Source organism: Vibrio sp. J383 (assembly GCF_023503985.1).
Taxonomy (GTDB): Bacteria; Pseudomonadota; Gammaproteobacteria; order Enterobacterales; family Vibrionaceae; genus Vibrio; species Vibrio splendidus.
Map to the genome: position 1 here is coordinate 3,003,600 of NZ_CP097293.1, position 26,690 is coordinate 3,030,289.

Annotated in this window: 25 protein-coding genes; 4 read left to right on the forward strand and 21 right to left on the reverse strand. The window is 44.5% G+C overall.

The genetic code is table 11. The annotated features are described in order from the left end of the window. Positions 1-10 precede the first annotated feature (10 nt). The gene (rnhA, locus tag M4S28_RS13480) at positions 11-475 is read left to right on the forward strand and encodes a ribonuclease HI (protein WP_004734327.1); all 465 of its coding nucleotides are present in this window, start codon (positions 11-13) and stop codon (positions 473-475) included. Between the two features lie 118 nt (positions 476-593). On the opposite strand, the gene M4S28_RS13485 is transcribed toward rnhA, so the two are convergent. Continuing rightward, entirely contained in the window at positions 594-1,376 is a 783-nt protein-coding gene (locus M4S28_RS13485; RefSeq protein WP_004734328.1) for a class I SAM-dependent methyltransferase, read from the reverse strand. Between the two features lie 53 nt (positions 1,377-1,429). On the opposite strand from M4S28_RS13485, the gene gloB reads away from it, so the two are divergent. The 3 genes from gloB to M4S28_RS13500 all read left to right on the forward strand — a co-directional run bounded on the left by gloB (position 1,430) and on the right by M4S28_RS13500 (position 4,516). Continuing rightward, positions 1,430-2,188: a hydroxyacylglutathione hydrolase gene (gene gloB, locus M4S28_RS13490; RefSeq protein WP_004734329.1), complete on the forward strand. Its 759-nt coding sequence runs from the start codon at positions 1,430-1,432 to the stop codon at positions 2,186-2,188. A gap of 70 nt (positions 2,189-2,258) precedes the next feature. Continuing rightward, a complete protein-coding gene (locus M4S28_RS13495; protein WP_102540468.1) occupies positions 2,259-3,833 on the forward strand; it encodes a LysM peptidoglycan-binding domain-containing protein in 1,575 nt (524 codons plus the stop codon). Further along, a complete protein-coding gene (locus tag M4S28_RS13500; protein ID WP_004734331.1) occupies positions 3,830-4,516 on the forward strand; it encodes a YIP1 family protein in 687 nt (228 codons plus the stop codon). The genes M4S28_RS13495 and M4S28_RS13500 overlap by 4 nt, the downstream gene beginning before the upstream one ends. A 121-nt stretch (positions 4,517-4,637) precedes the next feature. On the opposite strand, the gene M4S28_RS13505 is transcribed toward M4S28_RS13500, so the two are convergent. The 20 genes from M4S28_RS13505 to tsf all read right to left on the reverse strand — a co-directional run bounded on the left by M4S28_RS13505 (position 4,638) and on the right by tsf (position 26,564). Next, a complete protein-coding gene (locus tag M4S28_RS13505) occupies positions 4,638-5,480 on the reverse strand; it encodes an endonuclease/exonuclease/phosphatase family protein (protein ID WP_249631956.1) in 843 nt (280 codons plus the stop codon). A gap of 60 nt (positions 5,481-5,540) precedes the next feature. After that, a complete protein-coding gene (gene glnB / locus M4S28_RS13510) occupies positions 5,541-5,879 on the reverse strand; it encodes a nitrogen regulatory protein P-II (RefSeq protein WP_004738609.1) in 339 nt (112 codons plus the stop codon). Positions 5,880-6,009: 130 nt separating this feature from the next. Beyond that, on the reverse strand, positions 6,010-6,321 hold the full coding sequence (locus tag M4S28_RS13515; protein ID WP_029222103.1) for a c-type cytochrome: 312 nt from the start codon (positions 6,319-6,321) through the stop codon (positions 6,010-6,012). A gap of 58 nt (positions 6,322-6,379) precedes the next feature. Further along, a complete protein-coding gene (tilS, locus tag M4S28_RS13520; RefSeq protein ID WP_249631957.1) occupies positions 6,380-7,714 on the reverse strand; it encodes a tRNA lysidine(34) synthetase TilS in 1,335 nt (444 codons plus the stop codon). Positions 7,715-7,838: 124 nt separating this feature from the next. After that, positions 7,839-8,798, reverse strand: coding sequence for an acetyl-CoA carboxylase carboxyl transferase subunit alpha (accA, locus tag M4S28_RS13525; RefSeq protein WP_004734336.1), 960 nt, complete (start codon positions 8,796-8,798; stop codon positions 7,839-7,841). A gap of 45 nt (positions 8,799-8,843) precedes the next feature. Beyond that, positions 8,844-12,323, reverse strand: coding sequence for a DNA polymerase III subunit alpha (gene dnaE, locus M4S28_RS13530; RefSeq protein WP_017084146.1), 3,480 nt, complete (start codon positions 12,321-12,323; stop codon positions 8,844-8,846). A gap of 193 nt (positions 12,324-12,516) precedes the next feature. Further along, positions 12,517-13,137, reverse strand: coding sequence for a ribonuclease HII (rnhB, locus tag M4S28_RS13535; protein ID WP_004734338.1), 621 nt, complete (start codon positions 13,135-13,137; stop codon positions 12,517-12,519). A 33-nt stretch (positions 13,138-13,170) separates the two neighbouring features. Then, positions 13,171-14,367, reverse strand: coding sequence for a lipid-A-disaccharide synthase (gene lpxB, locus M4S28_RS13540; RefSeq protein ID WP_102503509.1), 1,197 nt, complete (start codon positions 14,365-14,367; stop codon positions 13,171-13,173). 129 nt (positions 14,368-14,496) lie between these two features. Then, positions 14,497-15,285: an acyl-ACP--UDP-N-acetylglucosamine O-acyltransferase gene (lpxA, locus tag M4S28_RS13545; RefSeq protein ID WP_004734340.1), complete on the reverse strand. Its 789-nt coding sequence runs from the start codon at positions 15,283-15,285 to the stop codon at positions 14,497-14,499. Between the two features lies 1 nt (position 15,286). Continuing rightward, the gene (gene fabZ, locus M4S28_RS13550; RefSeq protein WP_004734341.1) at positions 15,287-15,739 is read right to left on the reverse strand and encodes a 3-hydroxyacyl-ACP dehydratase FabZ; all 453 of its coding nucleotides are present in this window, start codon (positions 15,737-15,739) and stop codon (positions 15,287-15,289) included. A gap of 93 nt (positions 15,740-15,832) precedes the next feature. Further along, on the reverse strand, positions 15,833-16,864 hold the full coding sequence (gene lpxD, locus M4S28_RS13555; RefSeq protein ID WP_017093244.1) for a UDP-3-O-(3-hydroxymyristoyl)glucosamine N-acyltransferase: 1,032 nt from the start codon (positions 16,862-16,864) through the stop codon (positions 15,833-15,835). A 4-nt stretch (positions 16,865-16,868) separates the two neighbouring features. Next, positions 16,869-17,369, reverse strand: a complete 501-nt coding sequence (locus tag M4S28_RS13560) for an OmpH family outer membrane protein (RefSeq protein WP_004734343.1) — start codon at positions 17,367-17,369, stop codon at positions 16,869-16,871. 27 nt (positions 17,370-17,396) lie between these two features. After that, entirely contained in the window at positions 17,397-19,802 is a 2,406-nt protein-coding gene (bamA, locus tag M4S28_RS13565; RefSeq protein WP_017084150.1) for an outer membrane protein assembly factor BamA, read from the reverse strand. Between the two features lie 48 nt (positions 19,803-19,850). Next, positions 19,851-21,209: a sigma E protease regulator RseP gene (rseP, locus tag M4S28_RS13570; RefSeq protein ID WP_017079406.1), complete on the reverse strand. Its 1,359-nt coding sequence runs from the start codon at positions 21,207-21,209 to the stop codon at positions 19,851-19,853. Next, positions 21,206-22,414: a 1-deoxy-D-xylulose-5-phosphate reductoisomerase gene (ispC, locus tag M4S28_RS13575; RefSeq protein ID WP_102455826.1), complete on the reverse strand. Its 1,209-nt coding sequence runs from the start codon at positions 22,412-22,414 to the stop codon at positions 21,206-21,208. The genes rseP and ispC overlap by 4 nt, the downstream gene beginning before the upstream one ends. 51 nt (positions 22,415-22,465) lie before the next feature. Then, positions 22,466-23,308: a phosphatidate cytidylyltransferase gene (locus M4S28_RS13580; protein ID WP_249631958.1), complete on the reverse strand. Its 843-nt coding sequence runs from the start codon at positions 23,306-23,308 to the stop codon at positions 22,466-22,468. 15 nt (positions 23,309-23,323) lie between these two features. Then, positions 23,324-24,076: an undecaprenyl pyrophosphate synthase gene (gene uppS / locus M4S28_RS13585; protein ID WP_029222668.1), complete on the reverse strand. Its 753-nt coding sequence runs from the start codon at positions 24,074-24,076 to the stop codon at positions 23,324-23,326. Positions 24,077-24,174: 98 nt separating this feature from the next. Continuing rightward, complete coding sequence (gene frr, locus M4S28_RS13590; protein ID WP_249631959.1) at positions 24,175-24,732, reverse strand: ribosome recycling factor; 558 nt, start codon at positions 24,730-24,732, stop codon at positions 24,175-24,177. 98 nt (positions 24,733-24,830) lie between these two features. After that, positions 24,831-25,562, reverse strand: coding sequence for a UMP kinase (pyrH, locus tag M4S28_RS13595; RefSeq protein ID WP_017072669.1), 732 nt, complete (start codon positions 25,560-25,562; stop codon positions 24,831-24,833). Positions 25,563-25,718: 156 nt separating this feature from the next. Next, positions 25,719-26,564, reverse strand: coding sequence for a translation elongation factor Ts (gene tsf / locus M4S28_RS13600; RefSeq protein ID WP_017072670.1), 846 nt, complete (start codon positions 26,562-26,564; stop codon positions 25,719-25,721). Positions 26,565-26,690 lie beyond the last annotated feature (126 nt).

A 26,690-nucleotide genomic window follows, 5' to 3' on the forward strand; every position in this document is an offset into this window, starting at 1 on the left:
GTATCAAATCATGACGAAACAAGTTGAAATTTTCACTGACGGTTCTTGTTTAGGCAACCCAGGTCCTGGTGGCTATGGCATCGTACTTCGCTATAAAAAAGTAGAAAAGACACTAGCCGAAGGCTTTACACTAACGACCAACAACCGTATGGAAATGCTCGCAGCTGTCATCGCTCTCCAAGCACTCAAGGAACCTTGCTCTGTGATTCTGACCACGGATAGCCAATACGTTCGCCAAGGCATCACACAGTGGATCCACAACTGGAAAAAGCGTGACTGGAAAACCGCCGACAAGAAACCGGTTAAAAACGCAGACCTGTGGCAAAGGCTCGATAAAGAAACTGCTCGTCATAGTGTTGATTGGCGCTGGGTGAAAGGACACGCTGGGCACCGAGAAAATGAAATGTGTGATGATTTAGCGCGAAATGCAGCGGAGAATCCGACTCAAGAAGATACGGGCTATCAACCAAGCTAACCGTCTTTTAAATGAGATGCAGATTTCAGAAACAGATTCATACTTTCCAAACCTGATTGATAGTTTCCTAAACTAGTTGATAATTGATTAACCTAATTAATAGATAAAAAGCCGACTACTAGTCGGCTTTTTCTGTTTTCAACGGATATGAAGCTTTAGCTGAATCCATGGTACGACGCGTATTGGTTCTAAAGCTTGCTCCAACCGGAGAGAAACGTCGCTTAAGGTGCCAATGTGGCTTGATAGGCTTAAGTGGGTAAGTTCGTTTACGAGCAACAATAAAGTATTGGCTGCCAGCAAAGGAAGCACAGCCGCCTAAACTATTCTCCAACCACGTCCACATCGCCTGATACTTACTCATCGGAAATAGTGCATAGGTATCGCAATGAATCACTTCGTAGTTCAATACACCTAACCAGTCTTTAATTCGGTTTGGCGTGTACATACGTCCACTCCAAGGCAAGCTGTTCTTTCGCCAAGGCAGTAAACTTGCGAGTCCGGTAATACTAAACGGATTGAAGCCAGTAATGATGATATAACCATCGTCCATCATCACTCGGTCGACTTCTCTCAATAATCGATGCGGGTCATTGCTATAATCTAACTGATGACTCAGCACCACAACATCAAAGCTTTTCTCCAAAAAGGGTAAATTATAGACATCCGCTATCACATTATGTAATGGGTTCTGGATATCTAGGTTTACTTGATGTTGAATGTTGCATGTGCAGCTAGAAATCTCACTACTGAGACCGCCAAGCTTGAGCATATGGTAACCAAATAGCTTTGGGCACCACTCATCGAGTCGAGTTTGAATAGATTCTCTCAACCAGTCCCCATTGTGCAATTGTGCCCAAGTGTAAGGACGCTCAAACTTCTTTCTGCTACGTGCTGGCTTCATCAATAACCTGTCTCACTTATTCTGTCTCACTAAAAGTGACTGGAGAATCAATAATGTTACATATCAAAAGCATACCTGCATTTAACGACAATTACATCTGGCTGATTCAAAATAGCGATCGTCGTTGTGCTGTCGTCGACCCTGGTGATGCGGCTCCAGTATTAGAGTACTTAGCACATCATGAGCTAACTTTAGATGCAATCTTGATTACACACCACCACCATGATCACATTGGTGGCGTTCCAGAACTAGTCAGACAGTTTCCAAGCATAGATGTTGTGGGCCCAAGGAATGAACCGATCCCGACCTTAACTCACCCCGTTGATGATGGTGACCAATTAGAATTGTTTGGTGAAGTCTTTTTAGTACTCGGGCTCAGTGGCCACACAGCTGGTCACATTGGTTATGTGGGCGATGCCAAACTATTTTGTGGCGATGTGCTGTTTTCAGCAGGCTGCGGTCGAATCATGGAAGGCACGCCACAGCAAATGTTTGATGCACTGAACAAGATCACAGCACTGCCTCAAGAAACCGAGGTTTACTGTGCTCATGAATACACCGCCGCGAACATCGCTTTCGCACTGGCTGTTGAGCCTGACAACCAACATTTGCAGCAATATCGCGACCAAGTGAACCGACTGCGAGCTCAGAATAAGTCGACCATCCCCACAAATTTGAGACAAGAGAAGTTTGTGAACCCTTTCTTGCGCTATACCGAGCCAAGTGTAGTGAAATCAGTATCTAATCGTACTGAGCAGACCGATCCTTTATCGGTATTTACCGCTTTACGTGCGTGGAAGAACGAATTTTAACAAATACAGACTTGTCACTCATAGGGGGTGGCAAGTATTATCACCGGCCGTTAATTAAAAAGGCTGTAACATGCGAGTTAAGTACAGCTGGGCTTTGGTATTACTACTTTCTGGTTGCCAATTAACTCAGTCAGAGAATCCAGACCAAGCTTCCGAGCAAACCAACACATCTCCTACTAAAGAAGTTTCTCAAGCGAACGCTTCATCAGAAGCAACAGCCAAAGAAGATCAAAAAGTTGAAGCACCTGTCGTTACTCCACAAACACAAGAAGATGTTTGGAAACGTATTGCGATGCAACTTGAAATGGAAGTACCCGACCAAAAGAAGGTTGATTACTACCGAACTTGGTATTTAAAGCACCCTAGTCATCTAAAAACCGTCTCACAACGTGCTGAACCTTTCCTTTATCTGATCACAACTAAGATTGAAGAAAAAGGCTTACCACTAGAATTGGCACTATTACCCGTTGTAGAAAGTTCTTTCGATGCGTTTGCCTACTCTCATGGCAGCGCAGCAGGTCTATGGCAATTCATTTCTGGCACAGGCAAAGACTACGGGCTTGAACAGAACTTTTGGTATGATGGCCGCCGCGATGTTGCCGCTTCTACCGACGCCGCATTGGACTTCCTCTCAGACCTTAACCGACGTTTCGATGGCGACTGGAACCATGCCATTGCTGCCTATAATAGTGGCGGCGGTCGTGTAAACAGTGCTATCCGCAAGAACAAGAAACTGGGTAAGCCAATCGACTTCTTCTCTTTGGACTTGCCAAAAGAGACCAGCAGCTACGTACCTAAACTGCTTGCTCTAGCTGATGTGATTGCCAACCAAGAAAAGTATGGCATCGATATCCCTGCGATTCCAAACAAGCCAGTACTGGCCCTGGTTAACCCAAACGAACAGCTTGATTTAGCGATTGCTGCAAGCTACGCAGGTATTCCAGTCAAAGAGCTGCAAGGCTACAACCCGGCTTACAACCAGTGGGCGACAGCACCAGAGAAACACCAACAACTATTACTTCCTTTAGACTCAGTTGAGAAATTCAACAAAGAAGTCGCTGCCAATAAAGGCAAAGGCATGAAGTTGGTGCGTTACAAGGTTCAGTCTGGTGACAGCATTAGCGTGCTAGCAAGTAAATATAACACCACCAGCAAAGTGATCCGCTCTGCAAACGGTTTGAGCAACAACAATATTCGTATTGGACAGCACTTACTTATCCCAACATCCACCAAAGACGACAAGACATACGCACTAAGCGCTTCAAATCGCCTAGCAAGCACACAGTCGAAGAGTCGTGGTCAATATAAGCTTAGTCATACCGTAAAAAGTGGTGACAGCCTATGGACGATTGCACGCACAAATAAGGTATCTCACCAATCACTAGCTAAGTGGAATGGTATGGGGCCACGCGACACGCTTCGAATTGGTCAAGAACTGGTCATTTGGAAGAATAGTTCCGACGGTGCCATCATCCGAACTGTCTTTTATAACGTAAGATCAGGTGACACAGTCAGCGGTATTGCATCAAAGTTCAAAGTAAAAAGCGCAGATGTTGTAAAATGGAACGCTTTGCAGAACAAGAAATACCTACAGCCAGGACAAAAACTGAAGCTGTATGTTGATGTAACTAAGGTAAGTGTATGAACCCGTCAAGTAACCCACTCGTCATGCTGTTGGATATATTCCGTTCACCAACAGCTTGTTTCTTAGCGCTTTATCAGCGAAGTGCTTGGGGATGGCAACCCTACGTCGTATTAATGCTCAGCCCGTTTTTATTCTGGGGTGCTTATTTTTCGAATGTAGATTTTGCATGGTTAAGTGCAGAATTGTCACAACAACTGGCTCAAACGAACCCTGACCAATTGGCGTTACTTGACAGTAATACCCTACTCGCGAGTGAAATCATCAGCGATGTGTTTGGCCGAACATTAACCATCATTCTGTTGGCATTCTGGTTTAATCTAGCAACCAAACCAAGCCAGCATCAACATAGCTTTTGGCGATGGTTTGCAGCGGCATCGGTTGTGATATTCCCGGCTGTTTTAGGTGATGTAGCAAGCTACGCAAGCCTGATACTCAAGCATGGACAAGTGATGAGCTACGCTGCTGACTTGAACAGCTTAAACGGCTTAATCAAGTTACCACTGACCAATGATTGGTCGCAGTTTGCCAGCTCTTTACCACTGTTATTACCATGGTATATCGTGTTGGGTTATGCAGCCGTATTAACGTGGACTGAGTTTGAACGTGGGCAAGCGCTTGTGATTTCAGGCTTACCATGGGTTGGCTACTACCTAATCTGGGCGCTCTACATTTTAATCTTTTAAGTTGAAGAGATAAGGCTAGCGATAACTCTCTAGCCTATTTGCTCCGTTAGATTACCCAACGTAACCACCGTGCGAATGGCAAATAGCTAAGCTCGTATGACTAATAGCCAATAGCTTATTACTATTTAGCCTTAAAGGTCACTCGCATAGGGTTATGATCAGAAGCGTCCGTAATGGGCGCTTTTGCATTTTCTACCTCTAGCCCTCGATAGAACACATGGTCGAGCACCAATCCTGTCATAAACTGAGTTCGGTTATCCGGTTCAAAGGCAACCTCCGTCAAACCGACCTGTTCCAACGCGCCTTTCAATACCGCAAAGCGAGCCTCACTCCAGCTATTAAAATCTCCAGCAAAAATAACAGGCCCGCGATACTGTTGCAGATTGTCAGTTAAGCTCTTCAGCTGAGCCTCGTAATCTTCCGTACCAAAGGTAAAGTTCACGGCATGGATATTAATCACAGCCAACTCTTCGCCATTGCTTAGTTGGTAACGCGACCAAAGCGCCGATTTAGGCAATTGAAGCCAAGGTTCTTCATGAGTATAAGCACAAGCTTCGATCGGTAAATGCGTCGCTAAGTTAAGTACGCCAGCACTTTGTTCAAAGGCTTTAAACGCATTCACACGAGTGCTTCCCCAGTGGCCGCTTGTCACCCATTGGCGAAGCTCTACTGTCATACTCGCTTCTTGCAGCAAGACTAAATCGCTACCTGCCGACAGCTTATTTAACTCACTCTGCCAATTATTTCGGTTTTGCTTGTAGATATTCCACACCGTAATGTCTAAACCATCAGACACATCAATCGCTTTCGGTGCAGAGTTTTGGTAACAACTGTAGATGTCGTTACTGGTACTTTGAGAGGAAGTGATCAGGTTGGGTTTATTCGGGATCACGAAGATAAAATGAAAACTAACGACAGCAAGCGTTATCAATAGCGTGATAACAATGATGGTTTTCTTAAACATACAGCACCCTACCAGAAATGAAAAAGGAGCGATAAACGCTCCTTTTAGGGTAATAGTTTTTTATACGGCGTCTTCGTCTTCTTCGCCAGTACGAATACGTACCACACGTTCAACGTCAGTAATGAAGATCTTACCGTCGCCGATTTTACCGGTTTGAGCCGTTTCGATAATGGTATCAACACACTGGTCAGCCACTTCGTCGGTCACAACGATTTCCAATTTCACTTTAGGTAAAAAGTCGACCATGTACTCTGCGCCGCGATATAGCTCAGTATGACCTTTCTGGCGTCCAAAGCCTTTAACTTCAGATACTGTCATACCCGTAATACCCACTTCTGCAAGTGCTTCACGTACATCATCAAGTTTGAATGGCTTGATAATGGCTTCAATCTTTTTCATGTTCATCCCTTAAACTGTGCGAATAGCTCATTATCGGTTAGCTATAGTAAACATTCAATGAAAAAAGCCAGAGCTTTAAAGCTCTGGCTCGAAATTTATCATCTTGTTTAATCAGCGCTTTGAGAAGGTTTTACTTAAGGCTTGCGTAGTAAGCGGCTAGATTCGCGATATCTTCATCACTCAGCATAGAAGCTTGAGCCTGCATCACAGCGGCCAAGCCACCATTACGCTGTTTTGTTTTGTAAGCGTTGATCGATGAAACGATGTACTGCTCGTTTTGTCCTTTCAGGTTTGGGTAACCTGGGATCATAGCGATACCATCGGCGCCATGACAAGCCGCACAGATTGCTGCTTTAGCTTGGCCCGCAGCAACATCACCCGCCAGAGCGTTACCACTCAATAGTCCAAGTCCGAGAACTAATCCTAGTGTAATTTTCTTCATTGCATATTCCATTAATTATTTTTATTAAAGTGACGGTGAATTGTGACACAAACTTTTTCTACTTGCTCCAAAGCGCTTCACAATCTTGACCTTCGTAGTTTTTATCTACGAATAAGCCTAAAACAGCGATCACTCGATCGCCATCCATTAATATCGGCGTTCTGCGTCTTAACCAACTGGGTACTTGGTATTCCTGAAACAGCTTCTTGAGTTTTCTACTATGCCCGCGCCCAACAGGGTGAGCCGAAAGTCCTTCAGGGTTAAAGATCACTCTGAGTGTTGCGTTTGTATCCGACAAACTAAAGCTTTGCACATCACGGTTGTTCGATGCGCCATCACTCAGTGCTGAATTTAAGCTTAGCTCCCCTAAGCCATCGGGTAGCGTCACACTCTCTCCCATTGAAAGATGGCTTTGCCAGTCGGATAAGTCTTTAGTCTCTCTCACCAAATAGAGCTGATGATTAAAGCGTCGAACTTCGGCATCATTCAACACCAGCTTAGGGTTGGCGTCCGCCTGAGCGCATGCGACTTCATCCCAAATAAGCTTGAGCTGCTTTTGACTCGGCATCGGTTGATTGCAATGACTCAACCACATTCTTAGCAGGCGTGCTCGTAACAAGTCTGAGTGTTGAGATAACGTCTCAATGCTTAAGTTTTGGCTATCTCCTAAAGCTTGCTGAAAGTGTGATTCAAGCAACTCATCCAACAGTAACTCTTGCTCTGCACATAGCTGAGCACTACGACTGACCGCCTCTCGAAAATTAGGCCAACGCTCGGTCAGTGCCGGAGTGACTTGATGACGAATAAAATTGCGGTCAAAGCGAACGTCTTGATTACTCTCATCTTCGACCCAAGTTAAACCCATGTCGTGCGCCGACGCTTCAATGTCTGCTCGGGTCACTGAAAGTAGCGGTCGAACGATAAACGCTTCGCCAAACGACATCACTTTCGCCATTGAAGAAAGCCCTTTAGGGCCACTTCCCCGCTTCAACGCTAACAAGAAAGTCTCAAGTTGATCATCGATGTGTTGACCTGTAATGAGAACATCACCAAAACTCAGGTGCTTCTGAAACGCATCATAACGAGCATCTCGAGCCAGCTTTTCTACGCTCTCACCACTATCGATATCCAGCGAGACTCGTTCTATAGCTAACGAAACTGACAAAGCATCACACCATGTTTGGCACTGCTCAGCCCAGTGATCAGCATTCTTGCTTAAACCGTGGTGAACGTGCACCGCGCAGCACTCAATGCCATGCGTTTGCGCGTACTGCGCTGCTAACTCTAACAAAACTCGAGAATCAACACCGCCACTGAAAGCCACGATCAACCGATTAGGCTTGAGTGCGCTTTGATTAAGTACAGATGTGAAGGTTTCGATTATGTGAGTCATGAGTGAGTGAACCATGAGAATAGGTTTGAAGGGAGAATGTTCTAATAATAAAAAAGGGTTGGCACTGAGTCCAACCCTTTCATCATCTTGTTACTTGAAGCTGCCTCATTTCAAGGCACGCTTATCAGCAGTAACCGTAGCTCATTAGGCGTTGGTAACGACGCTCAAGTAGTGCTTCGTTATCAAACTGCTCTAGCTCTTCTAGCTGTTTAACTAGCATGTCTTTCATGTTCTGAGCCGTTTGTACTGGATCGCGGTGCGCGCCACCTAGAGGCTCAGGAATGATTTCGTCGATAAGCTCAAGATCTTTCAGACGAGGAGCAACTAGGCCCATCGCTTCAGCAGCTTGTGGTGCTTTATCTGAATCACGCCACAAGATTGAAGCACAACCTTCTGGAGAGATTACTGAGTACGTAGAGTACTGAAGCATGTTCACGTAGTCACCAACACCAATCGCCAGTGCACCACCTGAACCGCCTTCACCAACAACGTTACAGATAACTGGCACAGATAGGCCAGCCATAACTTTAAGGTTCTTTGCGATAGCTTCAGATTGACCACGTTCTTCAGCACCAACACCTGGGTATGCACCCGCTGTGTCGATGAAAGTAATGATTGGCATGTTGAAACGCTCAGCTGTTTCCATTAGGCGAAGTGCCTTACGGTAACCTTCTGGCTTTGGCATACCAAAGTTACGAATCACTTTTTCTTTAGTCTCACGACCTTTCTGGTGACCAATAACCATAACAGGACGACCATTTAGACGAGCCATACCACCCACAATTGCTTTGTCGTCAGCGAAAGCGCGATCGCCCGCCATCTCTTCAAATTCTGTGAAGGCATGCTCCAGGTAATCTTTGGTGTACGGACGTTGCGGGTGACGAGCAAGTTGAGCTACTTGCCATGCACCTAGGTCACTAAAGATTTTCTGTTTAAGCTCTAAGCTTTTTTTCTCTAGTTGTTCAATTTCTTTGTCTAGATCTACCGCTGTGTCACCACCGTGACGTGAAACGTCACGTAGCGCTTCGATTTTTGCTTCAAGTTCAGCGATAGGCTTTTCAAATTCTAGAAAGTTCAGGCTCATCTATGAATCCTTGTTGATTCAGCTCCGCATTCATGGAGCTAAATTTTAGTTAAATTCGAGTTCTACTTGGCTATTTCCAAGCAGCTGTTTTAATTCGTCTAGTAATGTATCACTTGGCGTCACACGCCATTCTGTGCCCAATGTTAACCGCGCTCTAGCGTCGGCACGCTGGTAGTATACATTGACTGGGACCGTTCCGGCTCTATAAGGTTCTAAGATTTGACTAAAGCGTTCAAAAAATTGACCATTAATTTGGGATTGGTCGATAGATATCGACACCCCACGAGCATATTTCTCACGGGCGCTTCCTAAGTCCATGACCTCGCGCGCGGACATTTTAAGCCCACCATTGAAATCATCAAAGCTGACCTGTCCAGAAACGACCACAATTTTGTCTTTTTCAAGCAATTCAGCGTAGCGATCGAGCGCATCAGAGAACAACATCACTTCCATTCGTCCCGATCGATCGTCGAGAGTCATCAAACCAATTCGAGTTCCACGCTTCGTGGTCATTACCCTAGCTGCGATCACCAAACCTGCAATCGTTAAAGACTGATCACGACGAGTTGGCGTAGCGTCTTTCAAACGACAGCTAGTGTATTTGGCTAACTCTTTAATGTAAGCATTAACCGGGTGACCTGTTAAATACAAGCCCAGCGTTTCACGTTCACCTTCAAGCCAAACTTTTTCAGGCCATTTAGGTACTTGGGTATACTTGTGTTCAACCTCTTCCGGAGCATCGGTTAACACACCGAACATATCCGATTGACCAAACGACTCGGCATGGTGATGTTGGCTCGCTGCCTTCACCGCATCTTTCAATGATGCCATCATCGCCGCTCGGTGAGGACCTAATCTATCTAAGGCGCCCGACAGAATCAACTTTTCAATAACACGCTTGTTCACTTTTTTCAGATCAAGTCGTGCACAGAAGTCGAACAAGTCTTTAAAGTAACCGCCTTTGTTACGCGCTTCAATAATGGCTTCAATTGGGCCTTCACCCACCCCTTTAATCGCACCGATGCCATAAACAATCGCACCATCTTCATCCACATTAAAACGGTATAAACCGGAATTAATATCGGGTGGAAGAAGCTTGAGCTTCATACGGAAACATTCATCAACAAGGCCAATAACCTTCTCGGTGTTATCCATATCCGCGGTCATTACTGCCGCCATGAATTCTGCAGGGTAATGCGTTTTAAGCCATAGCGTTTGATAAGAAACCAGTGCGTATGCAGCCGAGTGAGATTTGTTAAAGCCGTAGCCCGCAAACTTCTCTACCAAGTCAAAGATCTTCATGGACAGTTCGCCATCAACACCATTGGCTTCAGCACCTTCTTTAAAGGTACCGCGCTGTTTTGCCATCTCTTCAGGCTTTTTCTTACCCATCGCACGACGCAACATATCGGCTCCACCAAGCGTATAACCCGCAAGGATCTGAGCGATTTGCATTACCTGTTCTTGATACAGGATGATGCCGTAAGTCGGTTCTAGTGTTTCTTTTAACGATTCGTGTTGCCACGTTTCATCAGGATAAGATACAGCTTCTCGGCCGTGTTTACGGTCGATAAAGTTATCTACCATGCCTGATTGCAGAGGGCCCGGACGGAACAAAGCTACCAATGCGATGATATCTTCAAAAGAGTCGGGTTGTAGACGCTTGATCAGATCTTTCATACCGCGTGATTCCAGTTGGAATACCGCCGTCGTTTCAGAATTTTGTAATAGGTTAAATGACGCTTGGTCATCTAGAGGAATCGATTCAATACGAACCGGCTCTTTACCCTCTTTCTTCAAGCGTGGGTTTACGAGGCCTAACGCCCAATCGATGATGGTCAGGGTACGTAGACCCAAGAAGTCGAATTTAACCAAACCGGCGGTTTCAACGTCATTCTTATCGAATTGCGTTACCGGGAAGTTGCCTTCCGCATCGGCATAAATAGGTGCAAAGTCGGTAATCGTGGTGGGTGAGATAACAACACCACCCGCGTGCTTACCGGCATTTCGCGTACAACCCTCAAGAATACGACACTTATCAATCAGTTCGCGTACTTCTTCATCACCGTCGTAGAGTTCTGGCAATGCTGGCTCAGCAAGGAAGGCCTTCTCTAGCGTCATGCCCGGATCAGGTGGAACTAGCTTAGAAATACGGTCAACGAAACCAAACGGGTGGCCCAAGACTCGGCCAACGTCACGAATTACCGCTTTTGCCGCCATAGTACCAAAGGTGATGATCTGAGAAACGGCATCACGACCGTACATCTCGGCTACGTGATCAATAACTTGGTCGCGTTTATCCATGCAGAAGTCGATATCGAAATCGGGCATAGATACACGTTCTGGGTTCAAGAAACGTTCGAACAGCAAGTCATATTCAAGTGGATCAAGATCGGTGATATCCAATGCGTAAGCCACCAAAGAACCGGCACCAGAGCCACGACCCGGACCTACTGGTACGTCGTTATCTTTTGACCACTGGATGAACTCCATTACGATCAAGAAGTAACCCGGGAACCCCATATTGTTGACAACTTCAAGTTCAATCTTAAGTCGCTCATCGTATTCAGGTCTGCGTTCAGCTCGAATTTTCTCATCAGGGAATAGAAACGCTAAACGACGCTCAAGGCCTTCTTCTGATTTTTTAATCAAGAAGTCTTCAATCGCCAAACCTTCCGTTGGGAAGTTAGGTAAGAAGTATTCGCCCAGTCGAACTGTTACGTTACAACGCTTAGCAATTTCGACACTGTTTTCCAGTGCTTCAGGGATGTCTGAGAACAACTCACACATCTCTTCTTCACTACGCAAGTATTGTTGTGAGCTATAGTTTTTCGGTCGACGTGGATCAACCATTGTAAAACCGTCGTGAATCGCCACACGAATTTCATGGGCATCAAACAAGTCTTCAGAAATGAAAACCACTTCGTTGGTCGCGACAACAGGCAGGTCTTCTTGTTCAGCAAGCTCTAGCGCAAAGTGCAGATAAGACTCTTCATCCGGGCGCCCAGTACGAATGAGCTCCAGATAAAAACGGTCTGCGAAATGTGTTTTGTAAAACTCAACGCTGCTTGCAACTAACTCTCGATTGCCTTTCAGCAACGCCTTACCAATCTCACCCTCTTTTGCTCCCGATAGAAGAATCAGGCCTTCGGCATGTTCAATCAGCCACTCTTTATCAATAACAGGCTGATGTTGTACATGACCACGAAGGTAAGCTTTTGAAATCAATAATGTTAGGTTGTTGTAACCTTTATTATTCGTTGCAATAACAGTGAGTTTGGTCAATTCATCGCCAAAATCCTGAGACTGCATCAAGAAGTCAGCACCAATAATTGGCTTAACCCCACACCCATGGGCAGTACCGTAAAATTTCACCAAGCCACATAGGTTAGTAAAGTCGGTCAATGCTAGAGCGGGCATACCCATTTCAGCGACTTTCTTAACTAATGGTGGCACCTTAGATAGGCCATCCACCATCGAAAAATCACTGTGTACGCGTAGGTGAACAAATTTTGGATCTGACATTATTTTTCCTGAGTTCTAGGTTTAGGCCTAGGATTACAACTGTGTGTATTCTATTTTTTTCTACCGCAAATAAGCAACTTTATTCGATGCCTTGCTCCGGTCAACATGAGTCTAAGCAATATAAAGCTCTAATTATTATAAAGCTCTAACCAATACTAAGCCCTAATCAATATACAGCCTTAGCCGACGAGTTTTAATCGAGACCTAAAATGCGCTTTACTGGCTTAAAGCTTTTGCGGTAATGCTCGGTTACACCATGTTTTTCAATCGCTTCGAAATGCGCTTTGGTCGGATAACCTTTATGTTGAGCAAAACCAAACTCTGGATGAAGTTTATCAAGTTCTTCCATCTCTTGGTCACGAACAACTTTAGCGATGATAGATGCCGCACTGATTTCAGCAACTCGCAAGTCCCCTTTTACAATCGCAAGACCATCCATCGGCAGTTCAGGAACGCGGTTTCCATCGATTAGTGCCATATCAGGTTGAACGCTTAGCCCAGCGATCGCTCGCTGCATAGCAACCATGGTCGCTTGCAGAATATTCCACTCATCAATTTCTTGCGGGGAACAACGACCAACAGACCAAGCCAAGGCTTTCTCTTTGATTTCAGGAAACAGAGCCAGACGCTTCTTCTCAGACAGTTTCTTTGAGTCGTTCAAACCTTCGATTGGATTATTAGGGTCGAGGATAACCGCAGCTGTAACAACATCGCCAACTAACGGCCCGCGCCCTACCTCATCAACACCAGCAAATAACTGGTAGCCTTGAGGATACTCAAAAGGAGGAAGCTCTTTTTTCTCTTTTACTGCCATAATTCTTCTCTTAATGTTCTGTAAACAAGCACTTTATGACTCAACACATGGTCGATCTATCAATTTCAATACCGCATTAGCGGCTTGTTTATCCGCGTCTTTACGAATCCAATGATGCATCTCGGTAAAGCGTTCGATTAATGCACTGTTATCAGCGGATAGCATCTTATCGACAGACGGAAACAAGAAGTCTGGGTGACACTCTTCAAGAATATGCTCTTTCACAATCTCTTCGCCAGCCAAAATGTTCGGCAACGATACGAACTCAGTAATCGATAATTTCTTAACAATATAACCCGTCAGTTTATTTACTTTGTAGCCAACGACCATTGGGCGTTTCAACAACATGCATTCGAGAGCAACAGTACCCGAAGCTAACAGAACAGAATCAGCAGCGGTGATCACGTTGGTGGCGGTATCTTCTACCAATGTAAATTCAAGTTCAGGTGCCGTCGATTGCCAAATTTCAGTGAACTGCTTTTTACGTTGCTCATTAACGAGCGCAACAACAAAGTTGATATCAGGGTATTTTTGCTTAATACGCTGGCAAGTCTCAATAAAGGGTTGAGCAATCAAACTCATCTCACCACCGCGACTACCCGGTAATACGGCTAACCAAGGCTTATCTTGATCTAAACCTAAAAGCTCGCGAGCTTCTTTTTTATTCGGTTCTAGTGGAATGGTGTCTGCCAATGTATGGCCAACAAATTCACAAGCAACATTATATTTATCGTAGAATGCCTTTTCGAACGGCAAGAAAGCCAGTACCAAGTCGGTTGCTTTGTCGATTTTAAAGATACGCTTTGGACGCCATGCCCATACTGAAGGGCTGACATAATGAACGGTCTTAATACCCGCGTTCTTAAGATCCAATTCAAGTCTTAGGTTGAAATCTGGCGCATCGATACCAACGAAGACATCTGGCGGGTTTTGAGTGAAATACTTAACCAGTTCCGCTTTCACTTTTAACAAACGAGATAAACGACCAAGCACTTCTACAAGCCCCATCACGGCTAGCTCTTCCATTTCGAAAAGAGACTCACAACCAAGCGCTTTCATTTTTGGTCCGCCAATACCCACGAATTCAGCATTCGGATATTGTGATTTGACCGCTTTAATAAAACCCTCGCCAAGCGTGTCACCCGAGAGTTCTCCGACGACGATACCTACGCGTAGAGGTTCATTCGAAACAAAGTCCGAGCTATTGGTTGCTGCTTCTTGCTGTACCATAGTTTTCCAATTCCCTTCTTGCCTAAAACAAAAAAGACCGCCCAATGAGTAGCGATCTTTTTGTTATACCAATCTGATTAAGTCATTATTGTCGTACTTGATATGATTGGTAAACAATCATATCAAGTATTAACGAATAATACCGCGCTCAGAGTTCTCTAGCATTTCTAGCATAGGAGTAACCGAAGTAAACTCTTTCGCCATTTCAACTAAAGCCGCTTTCGCTTCTTCAAGTGTTTTACCTGAACGGTATAACTCTTTGTACGCTTTCTGTAGTGCACGAATTTCTGGTTTCTCAAATCCGTTACGCTTCAAGCCCACTAGGTTAAGGCCAAATGGAGCCGCATGGTTACCCTGTGCAAGCACGTACGGCAGTACATCTTGAACAACAGCAGAACAGCCGCCAATGTAAGCGTAAGCACCTATTGAACAGAAAGGGTGAATCGCAGATAGCGCCATTACACCAGCGTAGTCACCCACTGTTACGTGACCGCCAAGAATAGCGTTGTTACCAATGTGAGTGTGGTTACCAACAATAACATCGTGTGCTACGTGAGCATTAACACAAAGTAAGTTGTCATCACCGATCACTGTGGTTGCTTTGTCTTGAGTTGTACCACGGTGAATTTGAACCGCCTCACGAATCACGTTGCGATCACCGATCACAACTGTTGTCTCTTCGCCACCGTACTTCTTATCTTGGTTCTCTTCACCGATAACAGCGTGTGGGAAGATGCGGTTTTCTTTACCAATGGTTGTATGACCTTTGATCACCACATGCGACATCACTTCAGTGTCGTCACCAATTGTCACGTTACCAGCAATGTAAGTGAAAGGCCCAACCGTCACGTTAGCACCGATAGTTACATCACCTTCGATTACTGCTGCCGGGTGAATTTTCGCTGTTTCATGAATCATATTAAAACTCTCTACGAGCACATTTAAGTTCAGCTGAACATACAACTACGCCATCAACTTTAGCAACGCCGTTAAACGATGCAATACCACGACGCTCTTTTAAGAATTCAACTTCGATAATCAGTTGGTCACCTGGCACTACTGGCTTGCGGAATTTAGCTTTATCTACACTTGCAAAGTAGTAAAGCTCGTTACCAGAAGGGGCACCAAATGATTTAAATGCTAGAAGACCTGTTGCTTGCGCCATTGCTTCTAAGATCAACACGCCTGGGAATACAGGAAGTTGAGGGAAGTGGCCTGTGAACTGAGGTTCGTTAACAGAGACATTCTTAATCGCAGTGAGTGTTTTTTCTTTTTCAAAGCTAGTCACACGATCAACCATTAAGAATGGGTAGCGATGAGGTAATAGTTCCTGAATTTCAGTAATGTTCATCGTTGTCTGTTCAGTAGTCAAAGTCGTATTCCTATGTATATTCTTTATTTAATTAGAAGGATTATAAACGAAAAAGACTCGCTGTACGCGAGCCTTTTATTAGAAATGCTGGAATTATGATTCCGCGCTCTTCTCGATAAGTTTTTCAACGGTTTTCAAACGCTTGTTCATTTCATCAATACGATGTACACGCGTTGCTGTTTTACGCCAATCTTTGTTTGGCTGTAAAGGAATACCCGAAGAGTACATGCCTTTCTCAGTGATACTGCGCATTACCATCCCCATACCGGTGATTGTAACGCCGCCAACGATTTCAATATGACCATTAATCACACAACCGCCACCAATAATACAGTACTTACCTATCGTCGTGCTGCCTGCGATAATAGTACCACCTGCAATAGCAGAACCATATCCGATGTGAACATTGTGAGCAATTTGAAGCTGGTTATCTAAGATAACGTTATCTTCAATGATTGTGTCATCTAATGCGCCACGGTCGATGGTTGTACACGCGCCAATTTCCACACGGTTACCAACGCGAACTGAACCGACTTGTGGAATCTTAACCCACTCACCTTTCTCGTTCGCATAACCAAAGCCATCAGAGCCAATGACAGTGCTTGATTGAATCAAACACGCGTCACCAATCACGACTTCATGGTAAACACTTACATTAGCCCATAGCTTAGTGCCTGTGCCAATATTTGCATTTTTACCAATAAAACAACCAGCTCCGATGATCACATCATCACCAAGTACCACACCAGACTCAATCACAGCGTTCGCACCGATAGACACATTTTGTCCAATGGTTGCATCGCTTGAAATTGAAGCAGAATCAGCGATAGCCGCTGCGGGTGCAGGAGTAGTATCAAGCGCTTGAGCAACTTTAGCAAAAGCAACGTAAGGGTCGCTGACCACAATCACGTTGGTCTTACACAGTTCGCGCTCACTCTCTTTAACCATAATAGCGGATGCTTTACAGTCACCAAGGTGCTTGCTGTACTTCACGTTCGAAAGGAACGTAATGTTTCCTTCTTGCGCTTTATCCATAGGAGCAACTGCTGAAACGGTAACCGTACCGTCTCCGTGTAGCTCTCCCCCGGTAATCGTTGCCAATTCGGCTAAAGTCAGGTTCTTCATAAACTTATTTCAGTGATTTAATTACTTGCTCGGAGATGTTGTATTCCGGCTTGCCGTACTGCAGAGCTTGAATATCAACAATCATGTCGTAGCCTTCTTTCTCTGCAACTTTAGTTACAGCATCTTGAATCACTTTGAATAGCTTCTGCTTCTCTTGTGCTTCACGACGTTGGCTTGCTTTTTCTAGTGCTTGAGCTTTGATTTTGTACTTACTGTCTAGTTGACCGACTTCGATACGAAGCTTCTCAACTTCGTCAGGACCTAGTAGTTCACCATCACGCTTAAGCTTTTCAATCTTAGTTTTTGCTTCTGCTTGAATGCTCTGCAGCTCAGCAGCTTTATCTTTGAACTCTTCCTGCATTTTTTGAAGAACAACTTCGCGCTGAGGTAGAGCCTGGAATACTTGTGCAGTGTTTACATAACCCACTTTTTGCGCAGCTTCAGCAGCTGTTGCAAAGAAAGAAGAGCTAAGAACTACAAGGCCTAAACCTGCTGCTTTAATCATATTTTTCAAAATATTGTCCTTTAAATATTAGAAAGTTCTACCAATGGTAAATGTGAAGAATTCCTCATCATCACCTTCGTAAATTTTAACGGGTTTCGCTAGAGAGAAAACCAATGGGCCCATCGGCGACATCCATTGAAGGGCTGCACCATAAGATGAACGGTAATTTGTTGGATCAGAGTAATCGTAGTAATACTGGCTGCCACTGTTAGGTGCACCACGGTCTACGAACTCGGTATCCCATACACTTGCCATGTCAAAGAAGACACTGGTTCGAATCTGGCTACGTGCTTCATCAGAAGCAAACGGCGTAGGTACAATTAACTCTAAACTTGCCAAGGCAACCGCATTACCGCCAACCGAATCATCGGTTGCTGAGCTGTACGTTGGGTTGTTACCCGTACTGCTCCCGTAAACGGCTTTTGGACCCGCTGAGTTAGAGCCAAAGCCACGCAACGTTGTAAAGCCACCCGCGTAGTAGTTCTCGTAGAATGGGAACAAGTTATCATTACCATCCGTTTGACCGTAACCATTACCATAGCCTAATCGGCCACGCATCAAAAGTGTGAACTCATGCTTTTTGGTCAGCGGGATGTAATGTTTTACATCGTACTGAGCTTTGAAGTACTTAGCGTCAGAGCCTGGTACAGTCATTTTAGCGAAAGCACGTTGGTGGTTACCCTCGGTTGGGAAGAAACCACGGTTAAGGTTGTTACGAGTCCAAGAGATATTGATATCGAAGTCATCGGTTAAGATGTTTTCGTCACCATATTGGTTAATACTTCTCGCGAACTGTTCCACTTGGATATAAGTCGGAACGTTACCGATCTTGTTATGCGTATAGCCAACACCAAATTCGATACGGTTCAGCTCATCCATAGGGAAGCCCCATGTCAGGCTGGTACCATAACTTTGGTTGGTATAATCGACAATACCCGCTTCAGAGGCTTCGAATTCGTTGTAGAAGATCTTACCGCCTAAGCTCACACCATCAAGGTTCCAGTATGGATCACGGTAGTCTAAGCTCACGTTCTTTTGGTAATCGTTCATCATGGCACTTACGCCAACACGGTTACCTGAACCCGCAAAGTTATCTTGTTGCAAACCAACTTGGAAGCTGACACCTGATTCGGTACCGTAACCAACACCAAAGTTGATACTGCCTGAGTTCGCTTCCTTAACGTTGTAAACCAAGTCAACTTGGTCTTCACTGCCAGGAACACGCACTGTTTGTACATCAACCGTTTCAAAGAAACCTAAACGGTTAAGGCGGCTCTTACCGGTGTCAATTGACTTAGAGTTAAGCCAGCTGCCTTCCATTTGACGCATTTCACGACGTAGTACTTCATCTTTGGTCGAGTTATTACCCGTAAATCGAATATCACGAACGTAGATACGGCTGCCTGCTTCTACATTAATCACCAATGATACTTCTTTGGTCTCATCGTCAAATTCAGGAATAGTACGTACTTGTGGGTACGCATAACCAGACTCACCAAGAATACGCTTTACGCCCTCTTCTAGTGATGTAACAGAAGAGCCGTTGTACGTATCGCCGTCTTCAAATGGAACTAATGCTTCAAAATCAGCCTCACGGCCAATCAGCTCACCGCGAAACGCGACATCTTTAACGGTGTAGGCTTCGCCTTCATCAATACCAAGCGTGATGTAAACGCCTTTCTTATCTGGAGAGATCGCTACTTGTGTAGAATCCACCTTAAATTTAAGGTAACCACGGTCAAGGTAGTACGATTTCAACGCTTCGATATCACCCGCTAATACTTGCTTCTGGTATTTTTCATCCGCAAGGAAATTCCACCATGCAACATCAACATTCAGGTTGAAACGGCTCAGTAGCTCAGCATCAGAGAAGACTTCATTACCAATAAAGTTGATTTGCTGAATCTTAGCGGATACGCCTTCAGTAAATACAAACTTAAGGTCAGAACGGTTACGTGGCAAAGGTGTCACAACCGCTTTTACTGTCGCGTTGTACTTACCAACACTGTAGTAAAAATCTTCAAGGCCTTTCTCGATGTTACTCAGCGTTGTGCGGTCAAGGGCTTCACCTTCACGAACACCAGATGCATCTAGGTTCTGCTGAAGTTGCTCTTCTTTGATCGCTTTGTTCCCTGAAAATGAAATGCTTGCGATGGTCGGTCGTTCTTTTACTTGAACAACTAAAACACCTTCATCGCGAAGGACCTTAACATCCTCAAAGTTACCTGAAGCATACAGTGCACGAATGATCTCAGATACATCGCCTTCATCCACTTCATCGCCAATACGCACTGGCATTTTCAGTAGAGCTGCACCAAGTGCAACACGCTGTAAACCTTCGATCTTGATATCTTGAACTACAAAGTTTTGTGCTCCGTTCGCAGCCACACTAGTGGCCAATAGACTTGCGAACAGAATTTGCTTAATCGCCATACTTATTCTAATTATTCCTTGCTACTACCAATGCCTGTGAGAAACCATTCACAGACGAGTAAAATCATTAAATATTGCCAGAGCCATCAAAGAGAAGAGGATTGCACCTCCCACTCTGTATCCCATTTCCTGAATTTTTTCAGGGACAGGTTTACGAGTAATGGCCTCAATAGCGAAAAAGAGCAAATGTCCGCCATCAAGCATAGGCAGCGGAACCAAATTAATAATACCCAAATTGACACTAATCAGAGCCAAAAATCCTAAGAAGTAAACCAAACCGTAATCGGCGGTTGTACCTGCGCCTTTAGCAATTGAAATCGGGCCACTCAAGTTGTTTAAGCCGACATCGCCAACGATGAGCTTCTTGAGCATTGTCAGCGTCAAACTAATGATTTGACCTGTTTTATCAAATGCTTTTCCTACAGACTCAATTACACCAAATTGTAACTCAAAGCGATAATCTTCTGGCCATTCTGCGACTTCTGGAGCAATACCCGCATAGCCGATTATTGAACCATCAGAAAGCTCTCGACTTTTTGGCGTCATAGACAACGACTGTTCAAAACCATTACGCAGTACAATAAGGTTCATGGATTTCATCGGGTTCGAGCGAATCAACTCAACAACCGACTGCCACTGTTCAATTGGCTGCCCATTAATTTCAACAATTTTGTCACCAGCTTCTAGCCCCGCAGAGTATGCAGCGCCATCATCAATAACTTGAGCAAGCACTGTTGATATCTCTGGAGAGTACGGTCTAAAACCAAGCGTTGTCATTGCAGACTCAGTTTCTGGGTTGAACGACCAGTCTGAAATATCCAATGTCATCTGTTGCTCAAAGCCAATATCGTCTTGAGAAGAAACCGTTACTGTCATGGATTGGTCACCAATATGTGATATCAAACCCATATTGACTGATTCCCAATCTGCGGTTTTGATTCCTGAAATAGATTTAAGTTCCATTCCAGTTTCAATTCCGGCTTGTGCAACAATAGATTGCGGGGTGACCTCACCGATCACCGGTTTAACCGCAGGCACGCCAATCAAAAATACCAGCCAATACGCAAACACCGCAAAGATAAAGTTAAATGCTGGGCCTGCACCGACTATCGCCGTGCGCTTCCACAATGGCTTCTTGTCAAAAGCGTATTGCTGCTCTTCTTCAGAAAGGTCGTCAACACGCCCATCGAGCATCTTAACGTAGCCGCCCAGCGGAATCACTGACAAGCTGTATTCAGTACCATCACGGCCGATCTTGCTCCAGATTGATTTACCAAAACCAATCGAGAATTTTTCTACTTTCACACCACAACGACGAGCAACCCAGAAGTGTCCAAACTCATGAACAGCAACCAGAATACCAAGCGCTACAATAAAAGATGCGAAGTTCCACAGAATTCCACTCATGTTAGCTGCTCTTTAATAAATTGAATGGCTATTTGACGAGACATATTATCTAGCTCAAGAAGGCTTTCCAAGCTATCTAAGCCCTCAGAGCTATATTGTTCACATACTTTGCTCATAACATACTCGTTAATGACAGCAATATCGGTAAACTTAACCCGATTGTTCAAAAAGGCATCGACTGCAATTTCATTGGCAGCATTAATTGCTGTTGTTGCATGCTGCCCTAGGTAGCACGCTTCAATTGCTAATCTTAAACATGGGTAACGGCTAAAATCGGGTTCTAGAAAAGTAAGCTCGCCCACTTTGGTGAAATCCAGAGGCTTAACACCAGCTTCTGTACGCTCAGGATAAGACATCGTCAAAGCGATTGGCGTCGCCATATCGGGTTCGCCCATTTGAGCAAGCACCGAGCCATCCTTGTACTGGACCATAGAATGAATCACAGACTGAGGATGAATAATGACTTTTAACTGTTCTTGAGAAGCATTAAATAGCCACTTAGCTTCAATATACTCTAGACCTTTATTCATCATGGTCGCAGAGTCAACAGAGATCTTAGGGCCCATAGACCAGTTAGGGTGTGCAATAGCGCGAGCCGGTGTTACCGAACCTAACTCAGCAACATCCGTATAGCGGAAAGGGCCGCCAGAACCTGTCAAGAGAATATGGTTGATACCGTTCTCTTCCAGATTACAACGACCTAGATGGGTTTGTACATTTTGCGGTAGGCATTGGAAGATAGCATTATGCTCACTGTCTACAGGAAGTAGTTCAGCACCGTACTTTTCCACGGCGTCTATAAACAACTGTCCAGACATCACCAAGGCTTCTTTATTAGCAAGCAAAATACGCTTACCAGCCTTAACCGCAGCCATCGTAGGAAGCAAGCCTGCTGCTCCCACAATCGCAGCCATTACCGTGTCCACTTCCTCTAGAGAAGCAACCTGACACATGCCTTCTGGGCCTGAAAGTACTGTAACGTTAGGGTAATTAGCGGACAGTATTTCAGTCAGCTGAGATGCTGCATCAGGGCAAGCCATAGCAATATAGCTTGGTTGCCACTTTTCAACTAACGCCAACATCTTTTCGACATTCGACCCGGCAGCCAGTGCCACGACCGAATAGAGATCTGGGTTTTGTTCAACGACTTTTAGTGTACTTGCACCAATTGAGCCGGTAGCGCCAAGGATAGTTAGATTTCGCATCACATATGACCGTAGAAATGAAATAAAGGGCAGAATCACTGCCCTTTATTATTAGAATGCTAAATAAAGCAGAGCAAAGACAGGGAATGCAGCCGTTAAGCTATCTATTCTATCAAGTATACCACCATGACCAGGAATCAGATTACTGCTGTCTTTCACCCCTGAAACACGCTTAAACATGCTTTCAACAAGGTCACCAAGAACAGAGATAACGACAGTCACAAGGGTAATTACAATCATGTGAAGAGGGCTTGTGAATTGGATATCAAACAAGTCAGCAAAAATCCAAGCTATGATCACCGCTGTAATAACGCCACCAATAAGACCTTCAATCGTCTTATTAGGGCTTACCGCTGGCGCCATCTTACGTTTACCAAAACTCTTACCAGAGAAGTATGCGCCGCTATCTGCAGCCCACACGAGCAAGCAAACAAACATCACTAGCTTTGCACCATGGTAAGGATCCGCATCGATACCGTTAGCGCGCAGAATCACCACACTCCAGAAAAATGGCAGCAGAGTCAGCACGCCAAATGCGTGACGAAGGAGAGAAGAATCTTTCCATGCGGGCATAGACTTAGGATAAGTCACTGCCATACCACTCGCTATTAACCACCAAATAGAGCCAATCGTTAGAATGGTATAGTGAGCGCTAGATAAATGATTAAGGCTAAATGCATCAAAAGGGATAAAAGCAAAACTTGCAGCACTGACTACAACTGTTGGAATCAGCGCTAAATAACGCGATTTGCTTTCAACAAACTGAGTCCACTCCCAAAAGCCCAATAGCGAGATTACTGCTAGTGAAAGAATAAACGTGGGAAGTGATAACTCGAAAATACCTAGAATAACTAGGGGAGCTAAAATCAACGCCGTAATAATTCGTTGTTTCAAACCAAAAAATCCTTATTAACTGTCCATCAGAGCTTTAATCTGCTCACCCGTGCATCCAAAACGACGCTCACGGTTTACAAACCAAGTCACAGCTTCTACTAAGCTGTCTTCATTAAAGTCTGGCCAGAATTGTTCAGTGAAATACATTTCGGCGTAAGCCAATTGCCAAAGCATAAAGTTACTAATGCGGCACTCGCCACTGGTGCGGATAAGTAGGTCAACTTCAGGAATATCTGCCATAGTCAGGTGCTGTGTAATCATAGCTTCATCAATGTCATCTACATTAATATCGCCAGACTTTACCTGTTGAGCAATAGAGGTCATTGCCTGCTGGATATCCCACTTGCCGCCATAGTTAGCAGCAATATTAATAACCATACCCGTATTGGTGCTAGTCAAAGCTTCTGCTTCTTCTATCTTCTTTTGTAGTCGATCATTGAAACGACTTTTATCACCAATAACACGCAATTGTAGATTATTTTTATGAAGTTTTTTCACTTCACTCGACAGCACTGAAATAAACAGTTCCATCAAGATACCGACTTCTTCTTCAGGACGACGCCAGTTCTCGCTACTAAACGCAAAAAGTGTAACGGCCTTAATGCCAAGTCTGGCAGATGAAGAGATGGTTTTACGAACGGCTTGAACACCGTTTTTATGACCAAAGACGCGAGGCTTGCCCTGAGCTTTTGCCCAGCGGCCATTACCATCCATAATGATAGCAATGTGTTTAGGAAGAGAGTCTGTGAACGCTTGAGAATTATGCATAAAAGAGTGAATCAAATTCTAATAGTCGAACAGAGTAGCATAAAAAAACGCTGAACCGTGAGTACAGCGTTTTTCCTGAAAGAAAAGAATATGGAAAATTAAACTTCCATCAACTCTTTTTCTTTAGTTGCTAGAACTTCATCTACGTTCTTAACCGCAATGTCAGTTAGCTTTTGAATTTCGTCTTGTGCTCTACGATCTTCATCTTCAGAGATTTCTCTGTCTTTCAGAAGTGCTTTTAGATCGCCATTCGCGTCACGACGGATGTTACGGATAGCAACACGGCCACCTTCAGCTTCACCACGAACGATTTTAACAAGGTCTTTACGACGCTCTTCCGTTAACGCTGGAAGTGGTACACGAATAACCGTGCCAGCAGACATAGGGTTTAGGCCTAGGTCCGATGTCAGGATTGCTTTTTCAACTAAAGGAGTCAGTGTTTTATCAAACACTGTAATTGCTAGTGTACGTGCATCTTCTGCAATAACGTTAGCAACTTGAGCCAAAGGCGTTGGTGCACCGTAGTACTCTACAGTAAGACCAGACAGTAGGCTTGGGTGAGCACGGCCTGTACGAATCTTTTGCAGGCTATTTTTAAGTGCATCTACACTTTTATCCATACGCTCTTGAGCGTCTTTTTTGATTTCGTTAATCACAATTTCACCTTGATTATGTTCTTTCTTCAAGAAAGCTTTTTATTTGGAGTGATAAGGATAAGCTTACCAAAGCATAACACCTCAGTAAGCCCGAAAAATTAGTCAGCGTCGCTGATTAATGTACCTTCAGTTTCACCCATAACCACGCGACGTAATGCGCCTGGTTTATTCATGTTAAATACACGGATTGGCATTTTATGATCACGTGCTAGCGTAAATGCAGCCAAATCCATCACTTTAAGTTCTTTTTCAAGAATAGTGTTGTAAGACAACGTATCATACAGCTCTGCGTCTGGGTTTGCTACTGGGTCAGCAGTAAATACGCCATCTACCTTTGTCGCTTTTAGAACTACGTCAGCTTCAATTTCGATACCACGTAGACACGCAGCAGAATCTGTAGTGAAGAATGGGTTACCAGTACCAGCAGAGAAGATCACAACACGACCTTGACGTAGTTGGCTGATTGCATCTGCCCAGTTGTAGTCGTCACATACACCTTTAAGAGGAATAGCTGACATTACACGTGCATTTACGTAAGCACGATGCAGGGCGTCACGCATTGCAAGGCCGTTCATTACCGTTGCTAGCATACCCATGTGGTCACCAACAACGCGGTTCATACCTGCTTCAGCAAGGCCTGCACCACGGAAAAGGTTACCGCCACCGATAACAACGCCTACTTGAACACCTAGTTCAACCAATTCTTTTACTTCTTGAGCCATACGATCAAGGACCGTCGCGTCAATACCAAAACCTTCTTCGCCTTGTAGTGCTTCGCCGCTAAGTTTTAACAGAATACGTTGATACGCCGGTTTAGGGTTCGTAGTCATGGAGTTTACCTTCCAAAGAGTTGATGATTAACAGTCATGGATAAAAACTGAAGAGCTCAGTTTGCATTCATAACAGCTAACAGCCGAAAAATAATTCACTATTCATAAAAAGACCGCAGCATTTGCCACGGTCTTTTTCAATCAATACACTAAGGATTAACCTTGTTGTACCGCTGCAACTTCGTCTGCGAAGCTCATTTCAGCCGCTTTCTCGATACCTTCACCAACTTCTAAACGAACGAAGGTAGTAACTGATGCGCCTTTCTCTTTAAGAATGTCAGCAACAGTTTTCTTAGGTTCCATGATGAAAGCTTGACCAGTAAGAGATACTTCGCCCGTGAATTTCTTCATACGGCCGATAACCATTTTCTCAGCGATCTCTTGTGGTTTGCCTTCGTTCATAGCGATTTCAACTTGAACAGCTTTTTCTTTTTCTACTACGTCAGCAGGTACGTCAGATGGGTTAACGTACTCAGGCTTAGAAGCAGCAACGTGCATAGCGATGTGCTTAAGCGTTTCAGCTTCGCCTTCACCAGCAACAACAACACCGATTTTCTCGCCGTGACGGTAAGAAGCAAGTGCAACACCTTCGATTAGCTCAACGCGACGGATGCTGATGTTTTCACCGATTTTAGTTACTAGCGCAATACGTGCGTCTTCAAACTTAGCTTGAAGTGCAACGATATCTAAACGCTCTGCTAGAGCAGCTTCAGCAACTTCGTTAGCGAATGCAAGGAAACCTGCATCTTTAGCTACGAAATCAGTTTGGCAGTTAACTTCAAGAAGAGCAGCAACGCCAGCGTCTTCTTTAATAACGATTGTGCCTTCTGCAGCAACGTTACCAGCTTTTTTAGCTGCTTTCGCTGCGCCAGATTTACGCATATTTTCAATTGCTAGCTCGATGTCGCCTTCAGCAGCAACAAGCGCTTTTTTACATTCCATCATGCCCGCAGCTGTGCGTTCACGAAGTTCTTTAACTAGAGCTGCAGTTACAGTTGCCATTCTCTATTCCTCAGTAAATTCTAAAAAAGATAAAAAACAGGGGCCTCATTAAATGGCCCCTGATATTGACTGTATTTAGCTTGCTTCAAATATCAATATGACACCTGAATATGAACTAAATATGGC

Bases quoted from the DNA above. Each gene is read 5' to 3' on its own strand.
- rnhA (WP_004734327.1), top strand. From the start codon at position 11: ATGACGAAACAAGTTGAAATTTTCACTGACGGTTCTTGTTTAGGCAAC.
- M4S28_RS13485 (WP_004734328.1), bottom strand. From the start codon at position 1,376: ATGAAGCCAGCACGTAGCAGAAAGAAGTTTGAGCGTCCTTACACTTGG.
- gloB (WP_004734329.1), top strand. From the start codon at position 1,430: ATGTTACATATCAAAAGCATACCTGCATTTAACGACAATTACATCTGG.
- M4S28_RS13495 (WP_102540468.1), top strand. From the start codon at position 2,259: ATGCGAGTTAAGTACAGCTGGGCTTTGGTATTACTACTTTCTGGTTGC.
- M4S28_RS13500 (WP_004734331.1), top strand. From the start codon at position 3,830: ATGAACCCGTCAAGTAACCCACTCGTCATGCTGTTGGATATATTCCGT.
- M4S28_RS13505 (WP_249631956.1), bottom strand. From the start codon at position 5,480: ATGTTTAAGAAAACCATCATTGTTATCACGCTATTGATAACGCTTGCT.
- glnB (WP_004738609.1), bottom strand. From the start codon at position 5,879: ATGAAAAAGATTGAAGCCATTATCAAGCCATTCAAACTTGATGATGTA.
- M4S28_RS13515 (WP_029222103.1), bottom strand. From the start codon at position 6,321: ATGAAGAAAATTACACTAGGATTAGTTCTCGGACTTGGACTATTGAGT.
- tilS (WP_249631957.1), bottom strand. From the start codon at position 7,714: ATGACTCACATAATCGAAACCTTCACATCTGTACTTAATCAAAGCGCA.
- accA (WP_004734336.1), bottom strand. From the start codon at position 8,798: ATGAGCCTGAACTTTCTAGAATTTGAAAAGCCTATCGCTGAACTTGAA.
- dnaE (WP_017084146.1), bottom strand. From the start codon at position 12,323: ATGTCAGATCCAAAATTTGTTCACCTACGCGTACACAGTGATTTTTCG.
- rnhB (WP_004734338.1), bottom strand. From the start codon at position 13,137: ATGGCAGTAAAAGAGAAAAAAGAGCTTCCTCCTTTTGAGTATCCTCAA.
- lpxB (WP_102503509.1), bottom strand. From the start codon at position 14,367: ATGGTACAGCAAGAAGCAGCAACCAATAGCTCGGACTTTGTTTCGAAT.
- lpxA (WP_004734340.1), bottom strand. From the start codon at position 15,285: ATGATTCATGAAACAGCGAAAATTCACCCGGCAGCAGTAATCGAAGGT.
- lpxD (WP_017093244.1), bottom strand. From the start codon at position 16,864: ATGAAGAACCTGACTTTAGCCGAATTGGCAACGATTACCGGGGGAGAG.
- M4S28_RS13560 (WP_004734343.1), bottom strand. From the start codon at position 17,369: ATGATTAAAGCAGCAGGTTTAGGCCTTGTAGTTCTTAGCTCTTCTTTC.
- bamA (WP_017084150.1), bottom strand. From the start codon at position 19,802: ATGGCGATTAAGCAAATTCTGTTCGCAAGTCTATTGGCCACTAGTGTG.
- rseP (WP_017079406.1), bottom strand. From the start codon at position 21,209: ATGAGTGGAATTCTGTGGAACTTCGCATCTTTTATTGTAGCGCTTGGT.
- ispC (WP_102455826.1), bottom strand. From the start codon at position 22,414: ATGCGAAATCTAACTATCCTTGGCGCTACCGGCTCAATTGGTGCAAGT.
- uppS (WP_029222668.1), bottom strand. From the start codon at position 24,076: ATGCATAATTCTCAAGCGTTCACAGACTCTCTTCCTAAACACATTGCT.
- pyrH (WP_017072669.1), bottom strand. From the start codon at position 25,562: ATGACTACGAACCCTAAACCGGCGTATCAACGTATTCTGTTAAAACTT.
- tsf (WP_017072670.1), bottom strand. From the start codon at position 26,564: ATGGCAACTGTAACTGCAGCTCTAGTTAAAGAACTTCGTGAACGCACA.